The sequence below is a fragment of the Streptomyces sp. NPDC026672 genome (genome assembly GCF_040638185.1).
Taxonomy (GTDB): domain Bacteria; phylum Actinomycetota; class Actinomycetes; order Streptomycetales; family Streptomycetaceae; genus Streptomyces.
In genome coordinates, this window is record NZ_JBEZXS010000021.1 from 1 (window position 1) to 20,631 (window position 20,631).

21 protein-coding genes are annotated in these 20,631 nt (G+C 72.0%); 6 read left to right on the forward strand and 15 right to left on the reverse strand.

The window, feature by feature from the left end; all coding sequences use genetic code 11:
* Window positions 1-149: 149 nt before the first annotated feature.
* From AB0F77_RS23820 to AB0F77_RS23850, 7 genes are all read right to left on the reverse strand, one after another.
* Window positions 150-908 (reverse strand): DUF3159 domain-containing protein, encoded by a 759-nt coding sequence (locus AB0F77_RS23820; RefSeq protein ID WP_361952090.1) that lies wholly within the window; start codon window positions 906-908, stop codon window positions 150-152.
* A gap of 3 nt (window positions 909-911) precedes the next feature.
* Window positions 912-1,310: an OB-fold nucleic acid binding domain-containing protein gene (locus AB0F77_RS23825; protein ID WP_361952093.1), complete on the reverse strand. Its 399-nt coding sequence runs from the start codon at window positions 1,308-1,310 to the stop codon at window positions 912-914.
* Window positions 1,311-1,596: 286 nt separating this feature from the next.
* Complete coding sequence (locus AB0F77_RS23830; protein WP_361952096.1) at window positions 1,597-2,283, reverse strand: response regulator; 687 nt, start codon at window positions 2,281-2,283, stop codon at window positions 1,597-1,599.
* Window positions 2,280-4,841, reverse strand: coding sequence for an ATP-binding protein (locus AB0F77_RS23835; RefSeq protein WP_361952099.1), 2,562 nt, complete (start codon window positions 4,839-4,841; stop codon window positions 2,280-2,282). The genes AB0F77_RS23830 and AB0F77_RS23835 overlap by 4 nt, the downstream gene beginning before the upstream one ends.
* Window positions 4,842-5,043: 202 nt before the next feature.
* Entirely contained in the window at window positions 5,044-5,802 is a 759-nt protein-coding gene (locus AB0F77_RS23840; protein ID WP_361952102.1) for a DUF3710 domain-containing protein, read from the reverse strand.
* Between the two features lies 1 nt (window position 5,803).
* Entirely contained in the window at window positions 5,804-6,349 is a 546-nt protein-coding gene (gene dut / locus AB0F77_RS23845; RefSeq protein WP_361952105.1) for a dUTP diphosphatase, read from the reverse strand.
* Window positions 6,346-6,930, reverse strand: coding sequence for a PaaI family thioesterase (locus AB0F77_RS23850; RefSeq protein WP_361952108.1), 585 nt, complete (start codon window positions 6,928-6,930; stop codon window positions 6,346-6,348). The genes dut and AB0F77_RS23850 overlap by 4 nt, the downstream gene beginning before the upstream one ends.
* Before the next feature lie 58 nt (window positions 6,931-6,988).
* On the opposite strand from AB0F77_RS23850, the gene AB0F77_RS23855 reads away from it, so the two are divergent.
* Window positions 6,989-7,453: a DUF3093 domain-containing protein gene (locus tag AB0F77_RS23855; RefSeq protein WP_361952111.1), complete on the forward strand. Its 465-nt coding sequence runs from the start codon at window positions 6,989-6,991 to the stop codon at window positions 7,451-7,453.
* 97 nt (window positions 7,454-7,550) lie between these two features.
* Here AB0F77_RS23855 and AB0F77_RS23860 read toward each other — a convergent pair whose 3' ends face one another.
* The 4 genes from AB0F77_RS23860 to AB0F77_RS23875 form a co-directional block, all read right to left on the reverse strand.
* Window positions 7,551-8,486: a hypothetical protein gene (locus AB0F77_RS23860; protein ID WP_361952114.1), complete on the reverse strand. Its 936-nt coding sequence runs from the start codon at window positions 8,484-8,486 to the stop codon at window positions 7,551-7,553.
* A 13-nt stretch (window positions 8,487-8,499) separates the two neighbouring features.
* Window positions 8,500-8,796, reverse strand: a complete 297-nt coding sequence (locus AB0F77_RS23865) for a DUF4193 domain-containing protein (RefSeq protein ID WP_005481602.1) — start codon at window positions 8,794-8,796, stop codon at window positions 8,500-8,502.
* 404 nt (window positions 8,797-9,200) lie between these two features.
* Complete coding sequence (locus AB0F77_RS23870; protein WP_361952418.1) at window positions 9,201-10,448, reverse strand: HAMP domain-containing sensor histidine kinase; 1,248 nt, start codon at window positions 10,446-10,448, stop codon at window positions 9,201-9,203.
* A gap of 5 nt (window positions 10,449-10,453) precedes the next feature.
* Window positions 10,454-11,107: a response regulator transcription factor gene (locus AB0F77_RS23875; protein WP_355171385.1), complete on the reverse strand. Its 654-nt coding sequence runs from the start codon at window positions 11,105-11,107 to the stop codon at window positions 10,454-10,456.
* 412 nt (window positions 11,108-11,519) lie between these two features.
* Between AB0F77_RS23875 and AB0F77_RS23880 the strand changes: the two genes are divergently transcribed.
* Window positions 11,520-11,693 carry a hypothetical protein gene (locus AB0F77_RS23880; protein WP_361952118.1) on the forward strand — a complete coding sequence of 58 codons (174 nt, stop codon included), beginning with the start codon at window positions 11,520-11,522 and terminating at the stop codon, window positions 11,691-11,693.
* A 123-nt stretch (window positions 11,694-11,816) separates the two neighbouring features.
* On the opposite strand, the gene AB0F77_RS23885 is transcribed toward AB0F77_RS23880, so the two are convergent.
* Window positions 11,817-12,632 (reverse strand): inositol monophosphatase family protein, encoded by an 816-nt coding sequence (locus AB0F77_RS23885; protein ID WP_361952121.1) that lies wholly within the window; start codon window positions 12,630-12,632, stop codon window positions 11,817-11,819.
* An 8-nt stretch (window positions 12,633-12,640) separates the two neighbouring features.
* Window positions 12,641-13,765 carry a ferrochelatase gene (locus AB0F77_RS23890; protein ID WP_361952124.1) on the reverse strand — a complete coding sequence of 375 codons (1,125 nt, stop codon included), beginning with the start codon at window positions 13,763-13,765 and terminating at the stop codon, window positions 12,641-12,643.
* Between the two features lie 158 nt (window positions 13,766-13,923).
* Between AB0F77_RS23890 and AB0F77_RS23895 the strand changes: the two genes are divergently transcribed.
* From AB0F77_RS23895 to sepH, 3 genes are all read left to right on the forward strand, one after another.
* On the forward strand, window positions 13,924-15,162 hold the full coding sequence (locus AB0F77_RS23895; protein WP_361952127.1) for an MFS transporter: 1,239 nt from the start codon (window positions 13,924-13,926) through the stop codon (window positions 15,160-15,162).
* Window positions 15,122-16,441 (forward strand): D-arabinono-1,4-lactone oxidase, encoded by a 1,320-nt coding sequence (locus AB0F77_RS23900; protein ID WP_361952130.1) that lies wholly within the window; start codon window positions 15,122-15,124, stop codon window positions 16,439-16,441. Before AB0F77_RS23895 ends, AB0F77_RS23900 begins: the two co-directional genes overlap by 41 nt.
* 446 nt (window positions 16,442-16,887) lie before the next feature.
* A complete protein-coding gene (gene sepH / locus AB0F77_RS23905) occupies window positions 16,888-17,925 on the forward strand; it encodes a septation protein SepH (RefSeq protein ID WP_361952133.1) in 1,038 nt (345 codons plus the stop codon).
* Between the two features lie 64 nt (window positions 17,926-17,989).
* Here sepH and AB0F77_RS23910 read toward each other — a convergent pair whose 3' ends face one another.
* Complete coding sequence (locus AB0F77_RS23910) at window positions 17,990-18,841, reverse strand: sulfurtransferase (RefSeq protein ID WP_361952136.1); 852 nt, start codon at window positions 18,839-18,841, stop codon at window positions 17,990-17,992.
* Between the two features lie 315 nt (window positions 18,842-19,156).
* On the opposite strand from AB0F77_RS23910, the gene AB0F77_RS23915 reads away from it, so the two are divergent.
* Window positions 19,157-19,960: a VOC family protein gene (locus tag AB0F77_RS23915; protein WP_361952139.1), complete on the forward strand. Its 804-nt coding sequence runs from the start codon at window positions 19,157-19,159 to the stop codon at window positions 19,958-19,960.
* A 10-nt stretch (window positions 19,961-19,970) separates the two neighbouring features.
* On the opposite strand, the gene AB0F77_RS23920 is transcribed toward AB0F77_RS23915, so the two are convergent.
* Window positions 19,971-20,621, reverse strand: coding sequence for a thymidine kinase (locus AB0F77_RS23920; protein ID WP_361952142.1), 651 nt, complete (start codon window positions 20,619-20,621; stop codon window positions 19,971-19,973).
* Window positions 20,622-20,631: the final 10 nt, after the last annotated feature.

Below are 20,631 nucleotides of genomic sequence, written 5' to 3' on the forward strand. Positions count from 1 at the left end.
GGCGCGGGGGCCCCGAGGGTTTCCCCCGGCGTCTGGTGGGGGGGGGGCCCCGGGCCCCCCCGGGCCCCCCCCTCCACGTCGTAGCGGCACGGCCACCGTCCACCCGGCCGCCTCGTGCCTGTCGGCCGGCTCGTGCCGGCCCGCGGTGCCTATCTGCGGTGGCGGCCGCCGGTCGGGGTCTCGCCGGTCTCCTGGGCGAGCGCCGCCTTCCGTTCCTCCTCGGCCTTCTCCTCCGCCTCCATCTCCGCGAACACGTCGATCGGCGCGGGCGCCTTCGCCAGGAAGACCCACGTCAGCCAGACGGCCAGCAGGAACGGCGGGATCTTCAGGATGACGAGGACCCAGCCGAGCTGGGTGGTGTCGGCCCACCAGTAGAGCGGGAAGAGGATCGCGCACTTGGCGAGCAGGATCAGGCCCCAGGCCCAGCTGGCCTTGGCGTACGCCTTCTTGCGGCCGGGGTTGCGGGTGCGCCAGGAGAGGTTCTCCTTGAACACCGGGCCGAGGATGAGTCCGATCAGGGGCACGCCCGCGAGGGTGGTGACGATGTACGCGAGGGCGAGGCCCAGCGTGTACAGCATGCCCGGCAGATAGAAGTCCTTGGCGTTGCCCGTCATCATCGCGAAGACGACGCCGAAGGCCACGCCGAAGACCCCGCTGAAGGCGTGTTTGACGGTGTCCTTCATCGCCAGCCGCACCACGACCAGGATCAAGGACACCGCGAGGGCGGCGATCGCCGACCAGTGCAGGTCCTTGTTGATCGTGAAGATGGTGACGAAGAGGAGTCCGGGCAGGACCGTCTCGACCATGCCCCGGACGCCGCCGAACGCCTCGAACAGCGCGGCCTCGGTCACCGCCCGCGCTTCGGCCTGCCGCTGGGCGTCTTCCGTCGGCTTGTCGAGTGACGTCACCGGCTACTCCCGTCCGAGGGGTCTCAGTTCGTACTTGGGATTGAACAGCACCCGGCGGCCCCGGCTCATCGAGATCCGGCCCGATGCGATCAGCTTGCGCCCGGGCTCTATCCCGACGATGGAGCGTCTGCCGAGCCACACCACGTCCAGCGCGGCGGTGCCGTCGAACAGTTCGGCCTCCAGGGCCGGGACGCCGGCCCGCGGCCGCAGGGTGACCGTGCGCAACGTACCAGTTACCGTCACGATCTGCCGGTCCCTGCAGTCACCGATACGGGTGCACCCCGCGGTCTCGGTGTCCTCCCGCAGCTCCTCCGACTCCAGGTCCTCCTGGGACGAGGAGAGCCGGTCGAGCATACGGCGGAACCGACTCACCGGCTTCTCGGAACGAGGAACAGCACTCATATCCAAAGCGTACCGGGGCCCACCCGAGGGACCGAACCCCTACGAACTGACGCTCGAACCGACACCCGGAAACTCCAGCCCCCAGAACCCCATCAACCACCCGCGCCCACCTCGCGAACCGCTAACCCATCCCCGGCTCGGTGATGCCGCATCCTCCGCGTGACGCCCCCCCGAACCCCCAGCAGCACCCGCGCTCACTCCTCGCACCCGAAGCCCCACCACCTCCGCCACGCCACGCCACGCCACCCGGAGAACTCCAGCCTCCGCCCCCATCAACCGCCCCCGCTCACCTCTCGAACCGGTAGCCCATCCCCGGCTCGGTGATGAAGTGCTTCGGGTGGGACGGGTTCGATTCGAGTTTGCGGCGGAGTTGGGCCATGTAGACGCGCAGATAGTTCGTCTCCGTGCCGTACGACGGGCCCCACACCTCCTGGAGCAGCTGTTTCTGGCTGACGAGGCGACCGGTGTTGCGCACCAGCACCTCCAGCAGGTGCCACTCCGTCGGCGTCAGGCGCACGTCCCTGCCGCCCCGGTTGACCTTCTTCGCGGCGAGGTCGACCGTGAAGCCCGCGGTCTCGACGAGCACCTCGTCCTCCCCGCCCCCGGCGACCGGCTCGGCACGCCGCACGGCGGCCCGCAGCCGGGCCAGCAGTTCGTCCATCCCGAACGGCTTGGTCACATAGTCGTCGGCGCCCGCGTCCAGCGCCTCGACCTTCTCGTCCGAGGAGTGCCGGGCCGACAGGACCAGGATCGGCACCCGGGTCCAGCCCCGCAGCCCCTTGATCACCTCGACGCCGTCCATGTCGGGCAGCCCCAGGTCGAGCACGATCACGTCGGGGTGGCGGGAGGCGGCCAGTTCGAGGGCGCTCCTGCCGTCGGCCGCCGCGTCGACCTCGTACGCGCGCGCCCTGAGGTTGATCACGAGCGCGCGCACGATCTGCGGTTCGTCGTCGACCACGAGCACCCGGGTCATGACACCTGCCTCTCCGGTGTGACGGCCGTCTCCGCTCCTTCGGCGGGGACGGGCCCGGGACGTGATCCTGCCGCGCGCAGGCTCAGCACCATGGTCAGGCCGCCACCCGGCGTGTCCTCGGCGTTCAGGGTGCCGCCCATGGCCTCGGCGAAACCGCGGGCGACCGCGAGGCCGAGGCCGACCCCGGCACCGCGCGGGGCGTCGCCGTAGCGCTGGAAGGGCTCGAAGATGCGGTCCTTGGCGTCGTCGGGGACGCCGGGCCCGCGGTCCACCACCCGTACCTCGACGCGGTCGGCGATGGCGCTGGCGGCGACCAGGACGCGCCGCTCCTGCGGGCTGTACTTGACGGCGTTCTCCACCAGGTTGGCCACCGACCGCTCCAGGAGCCCGGGGTCGACGGCGACCATCGGCAGGGTCTCCCCGATGTCCAGGTCCACGCTGTCCTCGGGCACACCGACCAACGCCATCGGCACCACCTCGTCGAGGTCGATCTCACGGACGACGGGGGCGATCGTGCCGGTCTGGAGCCGGGACATGTCGAGCAGGTTGCCCACGAGGTGGTCGAGGCGATCGGCGCCCTCCTCGATGCCTTCCAGGAGTTCGGCCCGGTCCTCCTCGGACCAGTCGACGTCGTCGGAGCGCAGCGAGGTGACGGCCGCCTTGATGCCGGCGAGCGGGGTGCGCAGGTCGTGGCTGACGGCGGCGAGCAGGGCGGTGCGGATGCGGTTGCCCTCGGCGAGCGCGCCGGCCCGGTCGGCCTCCTCGCGCAGGCGCCGGCGGTCGAGGACGACGGCGGCCTGGGCGGCGAACGCGGCGAGCACCCGGCGGTCCTCGGCGGGCAGGACGCGGCCGGTGAGGGCGAGCGCCATGTGGTCGCCGACGGGCATGTCGACGTCGGCGTCCTCCGGCCGCTCCAGGGGTCTGCCGAAGCCGGCACGCCCGGCGCAGGTCCAGGGCTCGACGTCGCCGGCCCGCTCCAGCAGGGCCGCCGACTCCATGCCGAAGGTCTCCCGCACCCGTTCCAGCAGTTCCTCCAGGCCGGTCTCGCCGCGCAGCACGTTCCCCGCGAGGAAGGACAGGATCTCGGCCTCGGCGCGCAGCCGGGCGGCCTGGTGGGTGCGGCGGGCCGCGAGGTCGACGACGGAGGCCACGGACACGGCGACACCGACGAAGATCGCGATGGCGACGATGTTCTTCGGGTCGGAGACGGTGAAGCGGTGCAGGGGCGGTGTGTAGTAGTAGTTCAGCAGCAGGGAGCCGAAGGCGGCCGAGGCGAGGGCGGGCAGCAGACCGCCGAGCAGGGCCGCCGCGACGGTGAGCGCCAGGAACAGCAGCATGTCGTTGGCCAGGCCGAGGTCGACGGTGTTGAGCAGCAGCGCCATGAGGGCCGGGCCCGCGGCGCCGACCAGCCAGCCGGAGACGATGCGGGCGCGGCCGAGCCGGGCGCCCCGGGCGACGGGCAGTCCGCGGCCCTTGGCGACCTCGTCGTGGGTGACGATGTGCACGTCGAGGTCGGACCCCGACTCACGGGCGACCGTGGCGCCGACGCCGGGTCCGAAGACGTACTGCCACGCCTTGCGGCGCGAGGAGCCGAGGACGATCTGGGTGGCGTTGACGCCGCGCGCGAAGTCGAGCAGGGCGGCGGGTATGTCGTCGCCGACGACATGGTGAAAGGTTCCGCCGAGGTCTTCGACCAGGGTGCGCTGGACGGCCAGCTCCTTCGGGGAGGCGGAGGTCAGTCCGTCGCTGAGGGCGATGTAGACGGCGAGCACCTCGCCGCCCGCGCCCTTCTCGGCGAGCCGCGCGGCCCTGCGGATCAGTGTGCGTCCCTCGGGTCCGCCGGTCAGGCCGACGACGATCCGCTCGCGCGAGCCCCAGATCCGGGACACGCGGTGCTCGCTGCGGTACTGCTTCAGGTACTCGTCGACCCGGTCGGCCACCCACAGCAGCGCCAGTTCGCGCAGGGCGGTGAGGTTGCCGGGGCGGAAGTAGTTGGACAGGGCCGCGTCCACCTTGTCGGGCTGGTAGATGTTGCCGTGCGCCATGCGGCGGCGCAGCGCCTGGGGTGACATGTCGACCAGTTCGATCTGGTCGGCCCGTCGTACGACCTCGTCGGGCACCGTCTCCTGCTGCCGCACCCCGGTGATCGACTCGACCACGTCGCCGAGCGACTCCAGGTGCTGGATGTTGACGGTGGAGACGACGTCGACGCCGGCCGCGAGCAGTTCCTCGACGTCCTGCCAGCGCTTGGTGTTGCGGGAGCCGGGGACGTTGGTGTGGGCGAGTTCGTCCACCAGGGCGACCCGGGGCCGGCGGGCCAGCACGGCGTCCACGTCCATCTCGGTGAAGCGTGCGCCGCGGTACTCCAGCTCCCGGCGCGGCACCTGCTCCAGGCCGTGCAGCATCACCTCGGTGCGGGGTCGGTCGTGGTGCTCGACGAAGCCCACGACGCAGTCGGTGCCCCGCTCCACACGGCGGTGCGCCTCGGAGAGCATGGCGTAGGTCTTGCCCACGCCCGGTGCCGCGCCGAGGTAGATCCGAAGCTTGCCGCGTGCCATGGCCCCATTGTCTTCCGGTGACTGCCGCCTACGCAGCGTCGACCTTACGGCCAACAATCCGGACATCAGGGACGGGGCGTCGGACGGCGGGCATCTTTGACGCATCCCTGACGCAAGGGGCTCCCGCACGACGGGCGGGAGGCGGACGGAACACGGGAAAGGGCCGCACCCCCGAGGGGCGCGGCCCGTGTTCCGGTGGTTCTCAGCGGACTTCGGTGATCTCCGGTCCGCGCTGGAGCTGGCCCATGCCGCCGGAGAAGCGCGAGCCCTCCTCCTGCTGGACGCCCTCGGGAACCATCTGGGCGTCGTTCGGCAACTTCAGGACGATCGGGTCGCGAGGCGCCATCGGGCCGTCGCCGCGCACCACGACCGTGTCCCGGAAAATCTGCTCCAGGAGCCCGGCGGCCTGCGGCTGCACCGCGCCCTGGCCCGAGATCACACCGCGCAGGAACCAGCGCGGACCGTCCACGCCGACGAACCGCACGACCTGGAAACCGCCCGTGCCGTCGGGCAGCTGTACCGGCACCTGGGCCCGCAGCTCCCAGCCCAGCGGACCCTCGACCTCGTCGACGATGCCGCCCTGCTGGGTGATGCCGGTCGCGATCTCCTCGCGCACCTCGCCCCAGATGCCCTCACGCTTGGGTGCGGCGAAGCCCTGGAGCTGGACGGCGCTGTCGCGCAGCACGACGGTCGCCGCGACGATGGCGTCGCCCGCGACCTCGACCCGCAGCTCCATGCCGTCGACGCCCGGCACGAACAGACCGCCGAGGTCCACCCGGCCCTCGCCGGGCTCGCGCACCTCGGTGGCGTCCCAGGGCCCGTCGGGCCGCGGCTCCGGTTCGAGCCGTACGCGGTCGCGCTCCACGTCCTCGTCCGCCTCGGTGTCGACGCTGTCGACGACCTGCTCGGCCTCGCCGGCCGCGTCCTCGGCGGCACCCTTCTTGTTGCGACGTCCGAACACGTCACTGTCCTTCCCGGTCGGATACGACCGAAGCGTATCGATTCCCACCCGTCCGGCCGCCCTCGGCGGCCCGACCGTTTGTGCCGCTCACGTCGCCCACCGCCGCATGACCGCCGGTGGACCCGAAGCCCCCCTCGGCCCGTGCCGAGTCGGGAAGTTCCGCGACCTCCTGGAAGCGGACCCTCTCGACCTTCTGGACGACCAGTTGGGCGATCCGGTCGAAGCGCTCGAACCGCACGGCCTCGCGCGGGTCGAGATTCACCACGATCACCTTGATCTCCCCACGGTACCCGGCATCAACCGTCCCCGGGGCATTCACCAGGGCCACACCGCAGCGGGCGGCCAGCCCCGACCGGGGATGCACAAAGGCCGCGTACCCCTCCGGGAGGGCGATCGACACCCCCGTGGGCAGTACGGCACGCTCCCCGGGCGCCAGTTCACGCCCCTCGGTCGTGCGCAGATCGGCGCCCGCGTCCCCGGGGTGCTCGTACGTCGGAAGCGGTACGTCGGGGTCGACGCGCCGGATCAGGACGTCCAGGGGGCTCACGGGTTCACCTCGAAGGCGCGGACCCGGCGGAGGTGGTCGGGGTCGTCCATCGCGGCCTTGATCTCCTCCGGCCGGCCGTGGTCGACGAAGTGGTCGATCTCGACCTCGACGAAGAGGGCGTCGGCGCGCACGGCGACGGGGCCGCGGGGGCCGTCGAGCCGGCCGGTCGCGGTCGAGTAGATCTTGCGGTCGGCCACGGCGGTGATCTCGGCCTCCAGGTACAGCGTGGCGCCGACCGGCACGGGCCGCAGGAAGTCGGTCTCCAGCCGTCCGGTCACGGCGATGGTCCGCAGCAGCCAGTTCAGGGAGCCCAGCGTCTCGTCCAGGGCCGCGGTCAGCACCCCGCCGTGGGCGAGGCCGGGGGCGCCCTGGTGGGCGGGCTGCACGGTGAACTCCGCGGTGAGCGTGACGCCCTCGCCGGCCCGCGCCTCCAGGCGTAGTCCGTGGGGTTGCCCGTGGCCACAGCCGAAACACTGCTCGTAGTGGGAGCCGATGACGTCGCCGGGCGCGGGAGCGTCGGGGTGCCGCACCGGTGTCACGGCGCCGGCGGGAGGCTGAAGGGTTGAGGAACGACCACTCACAGCCGCAGACCTTACCCGCGCGTCGGCACACTCCGGACACCGTGCCAAGCTTGGCCGTATGCAGCTCTCCGCCACCCCGTACGAAGAACGCCTCACCGCCCCGCGCTCCTGGTGGCTGATCAGTTTCCTGGTGGGCGTCTCGTTCGCCCTGATCCTGCTGCCGTTCGGCACGCTGCCGATGCTGGGCGGGCTGGTGGGCGGCACGGCGGCGGCCGCGGTGACGGCCAGTTCGTACGGCTCCCTGCGCATCCGCGTCGTGGGCGACCACCTGATCGCGGGCGAGGCGAAGATCCCGGTGTCGGCCCTCGGGGAGGCGGAGGTGCTCGACCCGGAGGAGGCACGGGCCTGGCGCACATACAAGGCGGACACCCGCGCGTTCCTCCTGCTGCGCGCGTACATCCCCCGGGCCCTGCGGGTGGAGGTGACCGACCCGGCCGACCCGACCCCGTACCTGTACCTGTCCACCCGGGAGCCGGAGAGGCTCGCGGAGGCGATCCGGGCGGCGCGGGAGACGAAGGCGTAGGACGCACTCCGGGGGCGCGAGGACGGGGCCGTGCGGGGCGGGGAGACGGGGTCCGTTCGATTCAGGACATGTTCCGGCGCGCGCGGCACCCGGTACGTCAGGGGTTGAGTTCGCCCGGGATGTCGCCCGGCTCCAGCGGGTTCACCGGGGGTTCCAGCGGGGGCAGCTCCGGCAGGTCCTCCCAGCGGACCTGGATCTTGCGCAGGTCGGCCCGGACCCGGGCGGCCAGCTTCCTGGTGTCGCGGCGGTTCATCATCGCCCCTACCGCGGCCCCGACCATGAACGGCATCAGGTTCGGCAGGTCGCGCACCATCCGCTTCATGATCTGCTGCCGCAGTTCTCGCTTCATCCGGCCGCCGAGGGCCACGTCGATCGTCGACGGCTTGGACACGTCGATCCCGCGCTCCCCCGACCAGGAGGACAGATACGCGGTGCTGCGCTCCAGGCGGCCGCCGGGCGGGCGCAGGCCGTAGACCTCGTGGAGCTCGGCGATGAGCTTCAGCTCGATCACCGCGACCCCCGTGATCTCCGCCGCCAGTTCCGTCGGCATCGCGGGCGGCACCGGCAGCATCGCGGCGGCACCGATGCCGGCCCCGACCGTGGAGGTGCCGTTCGCCGCGCCGCTGACGAGCTTGTCGGCGATCTGCTCGGGCCCGAGGCCCGGGAACTGCCGCCGCAGCGTCGCGAGGTCGCGCACGGGGACGCGCGGGGCGATGTCGATGATCCGGTCCGCGAGATGCCCCAGCGCGGCCCTCGCCCGGTCACCGCCCTTGCGGACGCCCTCGCCGCCCAGCCTGGCGCCTTCCCGGGCGAGGTCCCGGGCCTTGTCGCGAACGGCCGCCACCCGTCGTCTCGCGACGGGCGCGGGCTGTTCCGCCGGCACCGGGAGGTCACTCCGGCCCGCCGGTTCGAGCGAGGCTCCCCCGTCGGTTGAGCCCCGCTCGTCCTCACGCGCGCGCGGGCCGTCGGGCGGCCCCTGGTCCGCTCCCCCCAGGGGGAAACGGCGCTTCCGGGGTGGGGTCGAGCCAGTCACGGCCGACCCCGCCTCAGTCGCAGTCGCGGCAGATCGGCTGACCGTTCTTCTCCCGGGCCAGCTGGCTGCGGTGGTGCACGAGGAAGCAGCTCATGCACGTGAACTCGTCCTGCTGCTTGGGCAGGACACGGACGGCCAGCTCCTCGTTCGAGAGGTCGGCGCCGGGCAGTTCCAGACCCTCTGCGGCCTCGAACTCGTCGACGTCCACTGCGGAGGTGGACTTGTCGTTCCGCCGGGCCTTCAGCTCTTCAAGGCTGTCCGAGTCGACGTCGTCGTCGGTCTTGCGTGGAGTGTCGTAATCGGTTGCCATGTCGCTCTCCCCCTCTGGGTGTCTGCGGTGTCTCCAGCGCACGTAACGCGTGAGAGGCCGGACTTGTGCCCGACCCGAGGCGGAGATTTTGCCTCACATCAAGGTCTGTTACTCAATCGACACCCAACCGGACTCCTCAAGAGTGATCGGCTTGGATGGCGAAGGGGACCGTACACGGTCCGAACGCCGCACCTCAAAGGCGTCTCACCGTGTACTTCCCGTGATCAAGACCCCCGAAAACCAGGATTTTCCCGGCTTTCCACCCAGAATCATGATCACGGAGAGTGGATGGCCGGAAAATCGCCTTTGTGATCGATCACACACGGACACCCTGGAAGGGCACCCGGAAAATTCCGCGTCGAGCGAACATCTCCGCGTGTGTCGGCGGCCCGATCGAGGTCGGATCAGATCGGAAAAGTGACCCGCATCACGAGCCCGCCCCCTTCTCTCGGCTGGGCGGCGATGTGTCCGCCGTGCGCCCGGGCCACCGACCGCACGATCGAAAGCCCGAGGCCCACACCCTTGTCGCTGCCCGTACGCTCCGTGCGCAGCCGCCGGAACGGCTCGAAGAGGTTGTCGATCTCGTACGCCGGCACCACCGGCCCGGTGTTCGAGACCGTGAGCACCGCCTGTCCGTGCTGGACGTCGGTCGTCACCTCCACCCAGCCGTCCTCGGGCACGTTGTACCGTACGGCGTTCTGCACGAGGTTCAGCGCGATGCGCTCCAGCAGCACGCCGTTGCCCTGGACCACGGCGGGCCTGCGCTCGCCGCGGATCCGGACGCCCTTGGCCTCGGCCTCCCCGTGCACCTGGTCGACGGCCTGCGTGGCCACCTCGGCGAGGTCGACGGGCTTGCGCTCCACGATCTGGTTGTCGCTGCGGGCGAGCAGCAGCAGGCCCTCCACCAGCTGCTCGCTGCGCTCGTTGGTGGCCAGCAGCGTCTTGCCGAGCTGCTGGAGCTCCACGGGCGCGTGCGGGTCCGACAGATGGACCTCCAGCAGCGTGCGGTTGATCGCGAGCGGTGTGCGCAGCTCGTGCGAGGCGTTGCCGACGAAGCGCTGCTGGGCGGTGAAGGCGCGCTCCAGTCGCTCCAGCATGTCGTCCAGGGTGTCGGCCAGCTCCTTCAGCTCGTCGTCCGGGCCGTCCAGCTCGATCCGCCGGGACAGGTCGGAGCCCGCCACCGCGCGCGCGGTACGGGTGATCCGGCCGAGCGGGGTGAGCACCCGGCCCGCCATCGCGTAGCCGAACGCGAAGGCGATCACCGCGAGGCCCAGCAGGGCCAGCAGCGAGCGGCTGAGCAGGTTGTCCAGGGCGACCTGGCGCTGGTGGTCGACGCACTGGCTGATCGCGTCGTTGAAGTCGGCCAGCGGCAGGCTGGTCGTGTTGATCGCGGGGCAGTTGTCGCTGGAGACCTTGAGGTCCGTGAAGTTGACGATCTTGAACAGGGGCTGGTTGCCCGTGTTGATCGCCTGTGCGGCCAGCAGGTAGATGATCGACAGCAGCAGGATGCCGGCGATCAGGAACATCCCGCCGTACAGCAGCGTCAGCCGTATCCGGATCGTGGGGCGCAGCCAGGGGTACGGGGGCTGCGGGCGTCTCGGGTCCCAGGTGGGTTTCGGGGGTGCCTGGGGGTGCGTGGGGGTGGCGGCCACGGTCATCAGATCCGGTAGCCCGAGCCGGGGACGGTGACGATGACGGGCGGTTCGCCCAGCTTGCGGCGGAGTGTCATGACGGTGACCCGGACGACGTTGGTGAAGGGGTCGGTGTTCTCGTCCCACGCCTTCTCCAGGAGCTGCTCGGCGGAGACCACCGCGCCCTCGCTGCGCATCAGCACCTCCAGGACGGCGAACTCCTTGGGCGCGAGCTGGACCTCCTTGCCGTCGCGGAAGACCTCGCGGCGGTTGGGGTCGAGCTTGATCCCGGCGCGCTCCAGGACGGGCGGGAGCGGGATGCTGGTGCGCCGGCCCAGCGCGCGCACGCGCGCGATGAGCTCGCTGAACGCGAAGGGCTTGGGCAGGTAGTCGTCGGCGCCGATCTCCAGTCCCTCGACGCGGTCGCTGACGTCGCCGGAGGCGGTGAGCATCAGCACGCGCGTGGGCATGCCCAGTTCGACGATCTTGCGGCAGACGTCGTCGCCGTGCACGAGCGGGAGGTCGCGGTCGAGGACGACCACGTCGTAGTCGTTGACGCCGATGCGCTCCAGGGCGGCCGCACCGTCGTACACGACGTCGACGGCCATGGCCTCCCGGCGCAGTCCGGTGGCCACCGCATCGGCGAGCAGTTGCTCGTCCTCGACGACGAGTACGCGCACGTCGCTTGTCCTTCCTGTGTCCGCCCGCGTCGCTCCTCGCGAGCGCACGCGGGCAGGGGTCGTCCGTGGGGTGTGACCTCCATCCTGCCCTTTTCGGCCATAAGTCGGGGGTAAGGCGGGGTGGGGCCGGAGGAAACGGGTGCCCGGAGCGGGAATGCGAGATTTTCTCCTCGGGTTGAGGTTTCTTCGGAAGGGAGCGGGGGGAGGACGGATTTACACCCCGCGATCACGCTCTGCATGTGCCGCACCACATGCGGTACCTCGCGATCCGCTTCCCGCAGAGTGGGCGTGGGTGTCCGGCACCGTCGCCGCCCAGCGGGCAGCGCTGGGCACCTGTGAGAGACGTGATCGCCCCTTCCGAACGGCACACCCCCGTGCCACCGACCCACGACCCTGGACGAGGGGGCGCAGCATGGACGCATTCACCACAGGACTTCTGCAGCGCATAAAGACGACCGAGTCCGACCTGTCGCGGGCTCGCGACGAGGGCGACGACTTCCTCGTCGAGGTGGAGCAGGGCGAGCTCGACGACCTGCGCCGCCTCGCCGCCGAACACGGTGTGGAGGTCGGTGCGACCAGCGTCTGACCAGCCCGGCAGCACAACGACGGACCCCGGCGAATCCAGCGCCGGGGTCCGTCGTTTCCGCTCCTGACCTTGCCGCGGCTCGCTCCTGACCGTGCCGGGCCCCGCTCCTGATCGCGCCGGGGCTCAGTCGTGCCAGGCGCCCAGGTCCTCCAGGTGGGCCTGGAGGGGCTCGAAGACGCCGGGGGTGCCGGCGACCAGCAGATCGCGCGAGGGGCGCGCGTTCGGGCGCCCGCCGGTCAGCGCGCCCGCCTCCCGGGCGATCAGGTCGCCCGCGGCCATGTCCCAGGCGTTCAGGCCCCGCTCGTAGTAGCCGTCCAGGCGGCCGGCGGCGAGGTCGCACAGGTCGATCGCGGCCGAGCCACCGCGCCGGATGTCGCGCAGCAGCGGGATCATCCGCGCGGCGACCTCCGCCTGGTGGCTCCGGACCTCGGCGACGTAGTTGAAGCCGGTGGACACCAGGGCCTGGTCCAGGGGCGGCGCCGGCCGGCAGGCCAGCTCGCGCTCCCCCTCCCAGGCGCCCGTGGCCCGGGCGCCACCGCCGCGCACCGCGTGGAAGGTCTCGCCGCGCATCGGGATCTCGACGACCCCGGCGACGGTCTCCCCGTCCAGCTCGGCCGCGATGGACACCGACCAGGTCGGGAGCCCGTACAGGTAGTTGACGGTGCCGTCGAGCGGGTCGATCACCCAGCGCACACCGCTCGTGCCCTCGATGGACGCGCCCTCCTCGCCGAGAAAGCCGTCGTCGGGGCGTTCATGGGAGATCAGGTCGGTGATCAGCTTCTCGGCGGCGATGTCCATCTCGGTGACGACGTCGATGGGGCTCGACTTGGTCGCGGCCACGGCGAGGTCGGCCGGGCGGCCGTCCCGGAGCAGCTCACCGGCCCGGCGGGCGGCCTTCCGGGCCAGTTCGAGCAGGTCCGAGTGCAGGGGGTCGGTCACGGGACTCCTCACGCGTAGGGGCTGTCGGCGCCCGCGGCGGCGGGCCGCGGGGCACGGGCGGGGCAGCAGCCGACCGGGCACAGGTCGTGGCTCGCGCCGAGCGTGCCGAGGGCGCAGGGCGCGACCGGGCGGCCGCTCTCCGCACCGGCGCGCTCCAGGACCAGCTCGCGGACCGCCGCGGCGAAGCGCGGGTCGGCACCGACGGTGGCCGAGCGGCGCACCGGCAGGCCCAGCTCGGCGGCCTTGGCCGTGGCCTCCGTGTCGAGGTCGTACAGGACCTCCATGTGGTCGGAGACGAAGCCGATGGGGGCCATGACGACGGCCGGGGCGCCGACGGCGTGCCGCTCCTCCAGGTGGTCGCAGATGTCCGGCTCCAGCCAGGGGATCTGCGGGGCGCCTGAGCGGGACTGGTAGACGAGCTGCCAGGGGTGGTCGACGCCGGTGCGCTCGCGGACGGCGTCGGCGATCAGCCGGGCCACGTCCAGGTGCTGGCGGACGTATGCCCCGCCGTCGCCGTCCCCGGCCGGGCCGGAGGTGTCGGCGGCGGTGAGCGGGATGGAGTGGGTGGAGAAGGCGATGTGGGCCCGGTCGCGCACGTCCTCGGGGAGGTCGGCGAGGGCACGCAGCACACCGTCGGTCATGGGCTCGACGAAGCCGGGGTGGTTGAAGTAGTGCCGCAGCTTGTCGATCTTCGGCAGGTCGAGGCCCTCGGCCTCCAGGGTGGCCAGCGCGTCGGCGAGGTTCTCGCGGTACTGGCGGCAGCCCGAGTAGGAGGCGTAGGCGCTGGTGGCCAGGACGAGGACGCGGCGGCGGCCGTCGGCGACCATCTCACGCAGCGTGTCCGTGAGGTACGGCGCCCAGTTGCGGTTGCCCCAGTAGACCGGGAGGTCCAGGCCGTGGTCCGCGAAGTCCTTGCGCAGGGCGTCGAGCAGCGCACGGTTCTGGTCGTTGATGGGGCTGACCCCGCCGAACAGGAAGTAGTGCTGTCCGACTTCCTTGAGGCGTTCCTTGGGGATGCCGCGTCCCCTGGTCACGTTCTCCAGGAACGGGACCACGTCGTCGGGGCCCTCGGGGCCGCCGAACGAGAGCAGGAGCAGGGCGTCGTAGGGGCTGGGATCGAGCGCGTCTGGCATGTGTCGATCCTCCCACCCGGCACCGACGGCCGGGGAACGGCGTGGCGACCGGCACGGTTCGGGATATTTCGTCCCGCCGCACACCCGGTGCGCCGGGGTCGCCTCACTCGTAAGCTGTATCAGCCGCGTTCACGCCTTACCGGATCCCGGAGACCCCCGTGCCCAGCCCGTACCGCGCCCTCTTCGCCGCCCCCGGCACCAGGGTCTTCTCCGCCGCGGGTCTCCTCGGCCGGATGCCGCTGTCGATGATGGGCATCGGCGTGGTCACGATGGTCTCCCAGCTGACCGGCCGCTACGGGCTCGCGGGCGCGCTGACCGCGACCCTCGCGCTGGCCGCCGCGGTGTGCGGACCGCAGATCTCGCGGCTGGTCGACCTGCACGGGCAGCGCCGGGTGCTGCGCCCCGCGACACTGGTGTCGCTCACCGCGGCGGCCGGGCTGCTGCTCGCCGTGCGTCTGCGGTGGCCCGACTGGGTGCTGTTCGTGTGCGCGGCCGGGATCGGCACGGTGCCCAGCCTGGGCGCGATGGTCCGGGCCCGCTGGGCGGCGCTGTACCGGGGCACTCCCCACCTGCACACCGCCTACTCGTTCGAGTCGGTGGTCGACGAGGTGTGCTTCATCTTCGGGCCGATCCTCTCCATCGGCCTGTCCACCGTCTGGTTCCCCGAGGCCGGACCGCTGCTGGCCGCCTGCTTCCTGGCCGCCGGCGTCTTCTGGCTGACCTCGCAGCGGGCCACCGAGCCCGAGCCGCACCCGCGCGAGCACCACGGCGGCGGTACGGCGCTGCGCTCCCCCGCGCTCCAGGTGCTGGTGGCGACGTTCGCGGCCACGGGCGCGATCTTCGGGGCGGTCGACGTGGTCACCGTCGCCTTCGCGGACGAGCGCGGCCACAAGGGCGCGGCGAGCCTGGTCCTCGCGCTGTACGCGGCGGGTTCCTGCGCGGCCGGGGTGGTCTTCGGGTTGCAGCGCTTCGCCGGGGCGCCGGAACGCCGGTGGCTACTGGGCGTCTGCACCATGGCCGTGAGTATGATCCCCCTCCTACTGGTCGGAGGCCTTCCGCTCCTGGCCGTGGCGCTGTTCGTTGCGGGCCTGTCCATCGCACCGACGATGATCACGACGATGTCCCTCATCGAAGAGCACGTACCTCGCGCGCGGCTCACCGAGGGTATGACCTGGGTGAGCACCGGCCTCGCGGTCGGCGTCGCGGTCGGCTCCTCCGTGGCCGGCCGGGTGATCGACGCCGCCGGTGCGCGCGCCGGGTACGGGGTTCCGGTGGTGTCCGGGGCCGTCGCGGTGGCGGTCGGTCTCCTCGGGTACCGCCGGCTCGGCAGGCCGGCCACGGGTCGGGGAGGCATCGTTGAGCATCACAGCGAGCGGAAAGAACGGCACGTGGCGTAACTGGGGCGGCAACGTGGCCGCCCGTCCCGCGCGGGAGGTGACCCCCGCCTCCGTGGACGAGCTGGCCGCGGCCGTGCGCCGGGCCGCCGAGGACGGGCTGCGGGTGAAGGCGGTCGGCACCGGGCACTCCTTCACCTCCATCGCCGCCACCGACGGGCTCCTGATCCGCCCCCAGTTGCTCACGGGCATCCGCCGCGTCGACCGCAGGGCCATGACGGTCACGGTCGAGGCGGGCACCCCGCTCAAGCGGCTGAACACCGCCCTGGCGCGCGAGGGCCTGTCGCTCGCCAACATGGGCGACATCATGGAGCAGACGGTCTCCGGGGCCACCAGCACCGGCACCCACGGCACCGGCCGCGACTCCGGTTCGATCGCCGCCCAGCTCAGGGGCCTGGAGCTGGTCACCGCCGACGGTTCGGTCCTCACCTGCTCCGCGACGGAGAACCCGGAGGTCTTCGCCGCCGCCCGCATCGGCCTGGGCGCCCTGGGCATCGTCACCGCGCTCACCTTCGCGGTCGAACCGGTCTTCCTGCTGACGGCCCGTGAGGAGCCCATGCCCTTCACGCGGGTGCTCGACCGGTTCGACGAACTCTGGGCCGAGAACGAGCACTTCGAGTTCTACTGGTTCCCGCACACCGGCAACACCAACACCAAGCGCAACAACCGCAGCGCGGGCCCGGAGCGGCCGGTGGGCCGGCTGTCGGGCTGGTACGAGGACGAGTTCCTCTCCAACGGCGTGTTCCAGGCGGCCCAGTGGGTCGGCCGGGCCGCACCCGGGACGGTGCCGACGATCGCCCGGATCTCCAGCCGCGCCCTGTCCGCCCGTACGTACACGGACATCCCCTACAAGGTCTTCACATCACCGCGCCGCGTGCGCTTCGTGGAGATGGAGTACGCCGTGCCGCGCGAGGCGGTGGCGGACACCCTGCGCGAACTGAAGGCCATGGTCGACCGCTCGCGGCTGAGGGTCAGCTTCCCGGTGGAGGTGCGCACGGCACCGGCCGACGACATCACGCTGTCCACCGCGTCCGGCCGCGACAGCGCCTACATCGCCGTCCACATGTTCCGGGGCACGCCCTACCAGGCGTACTTCACCGCCGCCGAGCGGATCTTCACGGCGCACGAGGGCCGCCCGCACTGGGGCAAGGTGCACACTCGGGACGCCGAGTACTTCGCCGGGGTCTACCCCCGCTTCGGCGAGTTCACCTCTTTGAGGGACCGGCTCGATCCGGACAGGCTCTTCCAGAACGACTACCTCCGCAGGGTGTTGGGCGCCTAGCCGGACCGGAGGAGGACGCACGACAGGCGCCCACAAGAGCGAAACGTTTCGCTCCGGTTCCGGTGATTACGTGAAGTACACCACCACCATGATCATCGACCCCGTCAACAGGCGGCCGAGGAGCACTCCTTGCCAGAAGTTGGGCGGCGTGCCAATCCACGCACGTGGTCCGAATGGAGTACTGTTGCGAGCCCTGGGTCCGGTCTCCCGCCAGGGGTGTCCGGGGCCTTGCTGGACCGCCGGGAGGGGGCTAGTTGCACAGGGTGACAGATTTGGTCACTTAGCGTTGCGAATAGGTAACCGTGCCATAACGGCGATCCAGGGCCTGTGCCCGACACGCCGGGCAACTCGGCAAGGTTGTGGCAGGCTGCACCCGGGCAGGCCACACTCGACTAGCGGAAGCAGCGACGCACGTGACGTCGGCAGGCACCACCCGGGAGGTCCCCATGCCCGAACTGCGTGTCGTGGCCGTCTCGAATGACGGCACACGGCTGGTGCTCAAGGCTGCCGACTCAACGGAGTACACCCTTCCGATCGACGAGCGGCTGAGGGCCGCCGTCCGTGGCGACCGCCCCCGCCTGGGTCAGATCGAGATCGAGGTGGAGAGCCATCTCCGCCCCCGTGACATCCAGGCGCGGATACGAGCCGGTGCCACCGCGGAGGAGGTCGCGCAGCTCGCGGGCATCCCCGTCGACCGGGTGCGGCGCTTCGAGGGTCCGGTGCTCGCCGAGCGCGCCTTCATGGCGGAGCGGGCCCGCAAGACGCCCGTCCGCAGACCCGGCGAGAACTCCGGTCCGCCCCTCGGCGAAGCCGTCCAGGAGCGGCTGTTGCTGCGCGGCGCCGAGAAGGACACCGTCCAGTGGGACTCGTGGCGCCGCGACGACGGCACCTGGGAGGTCCTGCTGGTCTACCGCGTCGCGGGCGAACCGCACGCGGCGAGCTGGACGTACGACCCGCCCCGGCGGCTGGTCCAGGCCGTCGACGACGAGGCGCGCTCGCTGATCGGCGAGTCCGACGACCTCGCCGTGCCGGAGCCCAGCTTTCCGTTCGTGCCGCGCATCGCCCGGCTGCCGCGTGACCGTGCGCTGGACCGGGCGCTCGACCGGGAGCGGCCGGGCCTGCCCGCGCCGGCGGTGGAGCCCGTCGACGAGGGTGCGGGCGAACGTGACTCGCTGACCAGCCTGTTGGAGGCCGTGCCGAGCTTCCGGGGCGACCTGGTGGTCCCGGAGCGCCCGACGGCGGAGCCCTCCGTGGAGGAGGAGCCCGCCGAGCCGGCGTCGGAGGAGCCGCCCGCCCCGGCGGCCTCGGCCGGTTCCGCCTACGCCGACGTGCTGATGCCGCGTTCCGTCGGCGCCCACCGCGACCGTCTCATCGGGGCCACCGACCGCCAGGCCGAGGCCGACGGGGTGCGCCCCGGGCGCCGGGCCGCCGTCCCGAGCTGGGACGAGATCGTCTTCGGGACCCGGCGCAAGAAGCAGGAGTGACGGCCGTACGACCGTACCGAGGGGGCCCGTTCGCGGGCCCCCTCCGCATGTCGTCCCCCGTGCCCTACTGCGGGTCGGGGCCGGTGGCGACCGGACGGGACGGGTCGGCGGACCACTCCGACCACGAACCCACGTACAGCGCCGCCGGGATGCCCGCGACCGCGAGGGCCAGGACCTCGTGGGCGGCGGAGACTCCCGAGCCGCAGTACACGCCGACCTCCGTCCCCTCCGCCGCGCCGAGCGAGGTGAAGCGCTCCCGCAGCTCCGCCGCGGACCGGAACCGGCCGTCCGGGCCCACGTTCTCGGTGGTCGGCGCGGACACGGCACCCGGGATGTGGCCGCCGATCCGGTCGATGGGCTCGACGTCGCCCTGGTACCGCTCCCCCGCGCGGGCGTCGAACAGCACTCCGGAGCGCGCCAGTCCGGCGGCGCCGTCCGCGTCGAGCAGCCCGGCCGCGGCCGGCGCCGGCGTGAAGTCGCCCTCGGCGGGGGCGGGTACGTCGGTCGACAGCGGTTCCTCCCACGCCGGCAACCCGCCGTCGAGGACTCGCACGTCCGGGTGACCCGTCCACCGCAACAGCCACCAGGCGCGGGCCGCCGCCCAGCCCTGTCCGCCGTCGTACACGACGACCGGACGGGCGGCCGAGACGCCCGCGCGGCGCATCGCGGCGCCGAACTCGCCCGTCTCCGGCAGCGGATGGCGGCCCCGCTCCCCGGGGGCCGCGGCCAGCTCTTTGTCCAGGTCGACGTGGACGGCGCCCGGGATGTGCCCCTTCGCGTATTCCGTGCGGCCGTCGAACTCCGGTACTCCCGCCGCGTTCGGGACGCTCAGCCGCCAGCGGACGTCGAGCAGCACGGGCGGGGCGTCCCCGCTCAAGCGGCGCGCTAGTTCGGTTGCGGTGATGATGGCTTTCATGGCCCCATGCATACGTCAGGGGTGGCCGGGTCGTCCAGGTACGGCTACTCTGCTCGGCCGGACAGTCTCGATCACGAGGCGTACGGGACCGGGCACATGCCGTGCAACTGATGGACACCCCGTGGCCATGGCCCTGCTACGGGCGCGAAACGGTGGACCAGGCATCCTCGCGGCGGAGCCGCCGTGAGCGGCGCGGCCGTGACGTGAGGGGCCGGGGTGGGTGCGAGCATCGGCACGGGGGTGCCGACTGCGGCACACCGGGTGCGTTGAGCGTTGACGACACGGCCACCGCGAGGGGCCGGGGAGAGAGTGACGATGACCGAGGCACGGGGGTCGGCCGGACCGAACGGCGGCGCGCACACCCGGCACACGCCCGGGACACCCTGCTGGGTGAGCCTGATGGTGCACGGACTGGCGGCGACCGAGGAGTTCTACGGAGCCCTGTTCGGCTGGGAGTTCGTGCCCGGACCGCAGCAGCTCGGCCCCAATGTGCGGGCCCAGCTCGGCGGCCGTGACGTGGCCGGCATCGGGCAACTGCCGCCCGACCGTCAACTGCCGGTCGCCTGGACGCCCTACCTCGCCTCGGACGACGTGGACCAGACGGCCGACACGGTGCGGCTGTGCGGCGGCACGGTGGGCGTGGGCCCGCTGACCGCGGCCGACGCGGGCCGTCTCGCGGTCGGTTCCGACCCGACCGGCGCGATCTTCGGCATCTGGCAGGCGGCGGCCCACATCGGCACGGGCATCGCCGGTGTGCACGGCACCCCTGCCTGGAACGAACTGCTCACGTTCGAGACGGCGAACGTCACCAAGTTCTACGAGACGGTGTTCGGTCACGAGGGAGAGCCGGTGGTCTCCGCCGACCTCGACTACGTGACCCTCCACATCGGCGGCCGCCCGGTCGCGGGAGTCCACGGCGTCGGGCACGCGCTGACCCGCGACCGGGGGCCGCACTGGCTGACGTACTTCCAGGTCGACGACGCGGACGAGGCGGTGCGCCTGGTCCCGGAGCTCGGCGGGCGGGTCCTGGAACCGGCCCACGACGGCGCCCGCGGGCGGGTCGCCACGGTCGTGGACCCGGAGGGCGCGGTCTTCTGCGTGCTCGAAGGGCCGCGCTGAGAACGCCGGTTCAGGCGGGCGGGACGGGCAGCACGTCCGGGGACAGGGCCGCGGCGCGCGCCGAAGCGGCGGTCATCCGGCGCCGGTGGTGACGGCGGCACAGCACCTCGTAACCGACCTCGTCCGCCGACTGGTTGACGTCCCCGACGACCACCTGGGCACCCTCGACGACCATGTCGCCGCCTATCGTGCGGGCGTTGTGGGTGGCGCGGGCGCCGCACCAGCACAGGGCCTCGACCTGGAGCACCTCGACCCGGTCGGCCAGCTCCACCAGCCGCTGGGAGCCGGGGAACAGCTTGGAGCGGAAGTCGGTCGTGATGCCGAACGCGTAGACGTCGACGTCCAGGTCGTCCACCACGCGCGCCAGTTGGTCGACCTGTTCCGGGCCGAGGAACTGGGCCTCGTCCGCGATGACGTAGTCCGCCCGGCCGCCCTGCGAGAGGTGGTCGACGAGGAACGCGTACAGGTCCTGGCCCTCCTCGACCTCCACGGCGTCGGTGACCAGGCCGAGCCGGGAGGACAGTTTGCCCTGGCCGGCCCGGTCGTTCCGGGTGAAGATCACACCGGCGAGGCCGCGCGCCGAGCGGTTGTGCTCGATCTGGAGAGCCAGCGTCGACTTCCCGCAGTCCATCGTTCCGGAGAAGAACACCAGCTCGGGCATGGCAGGTCGA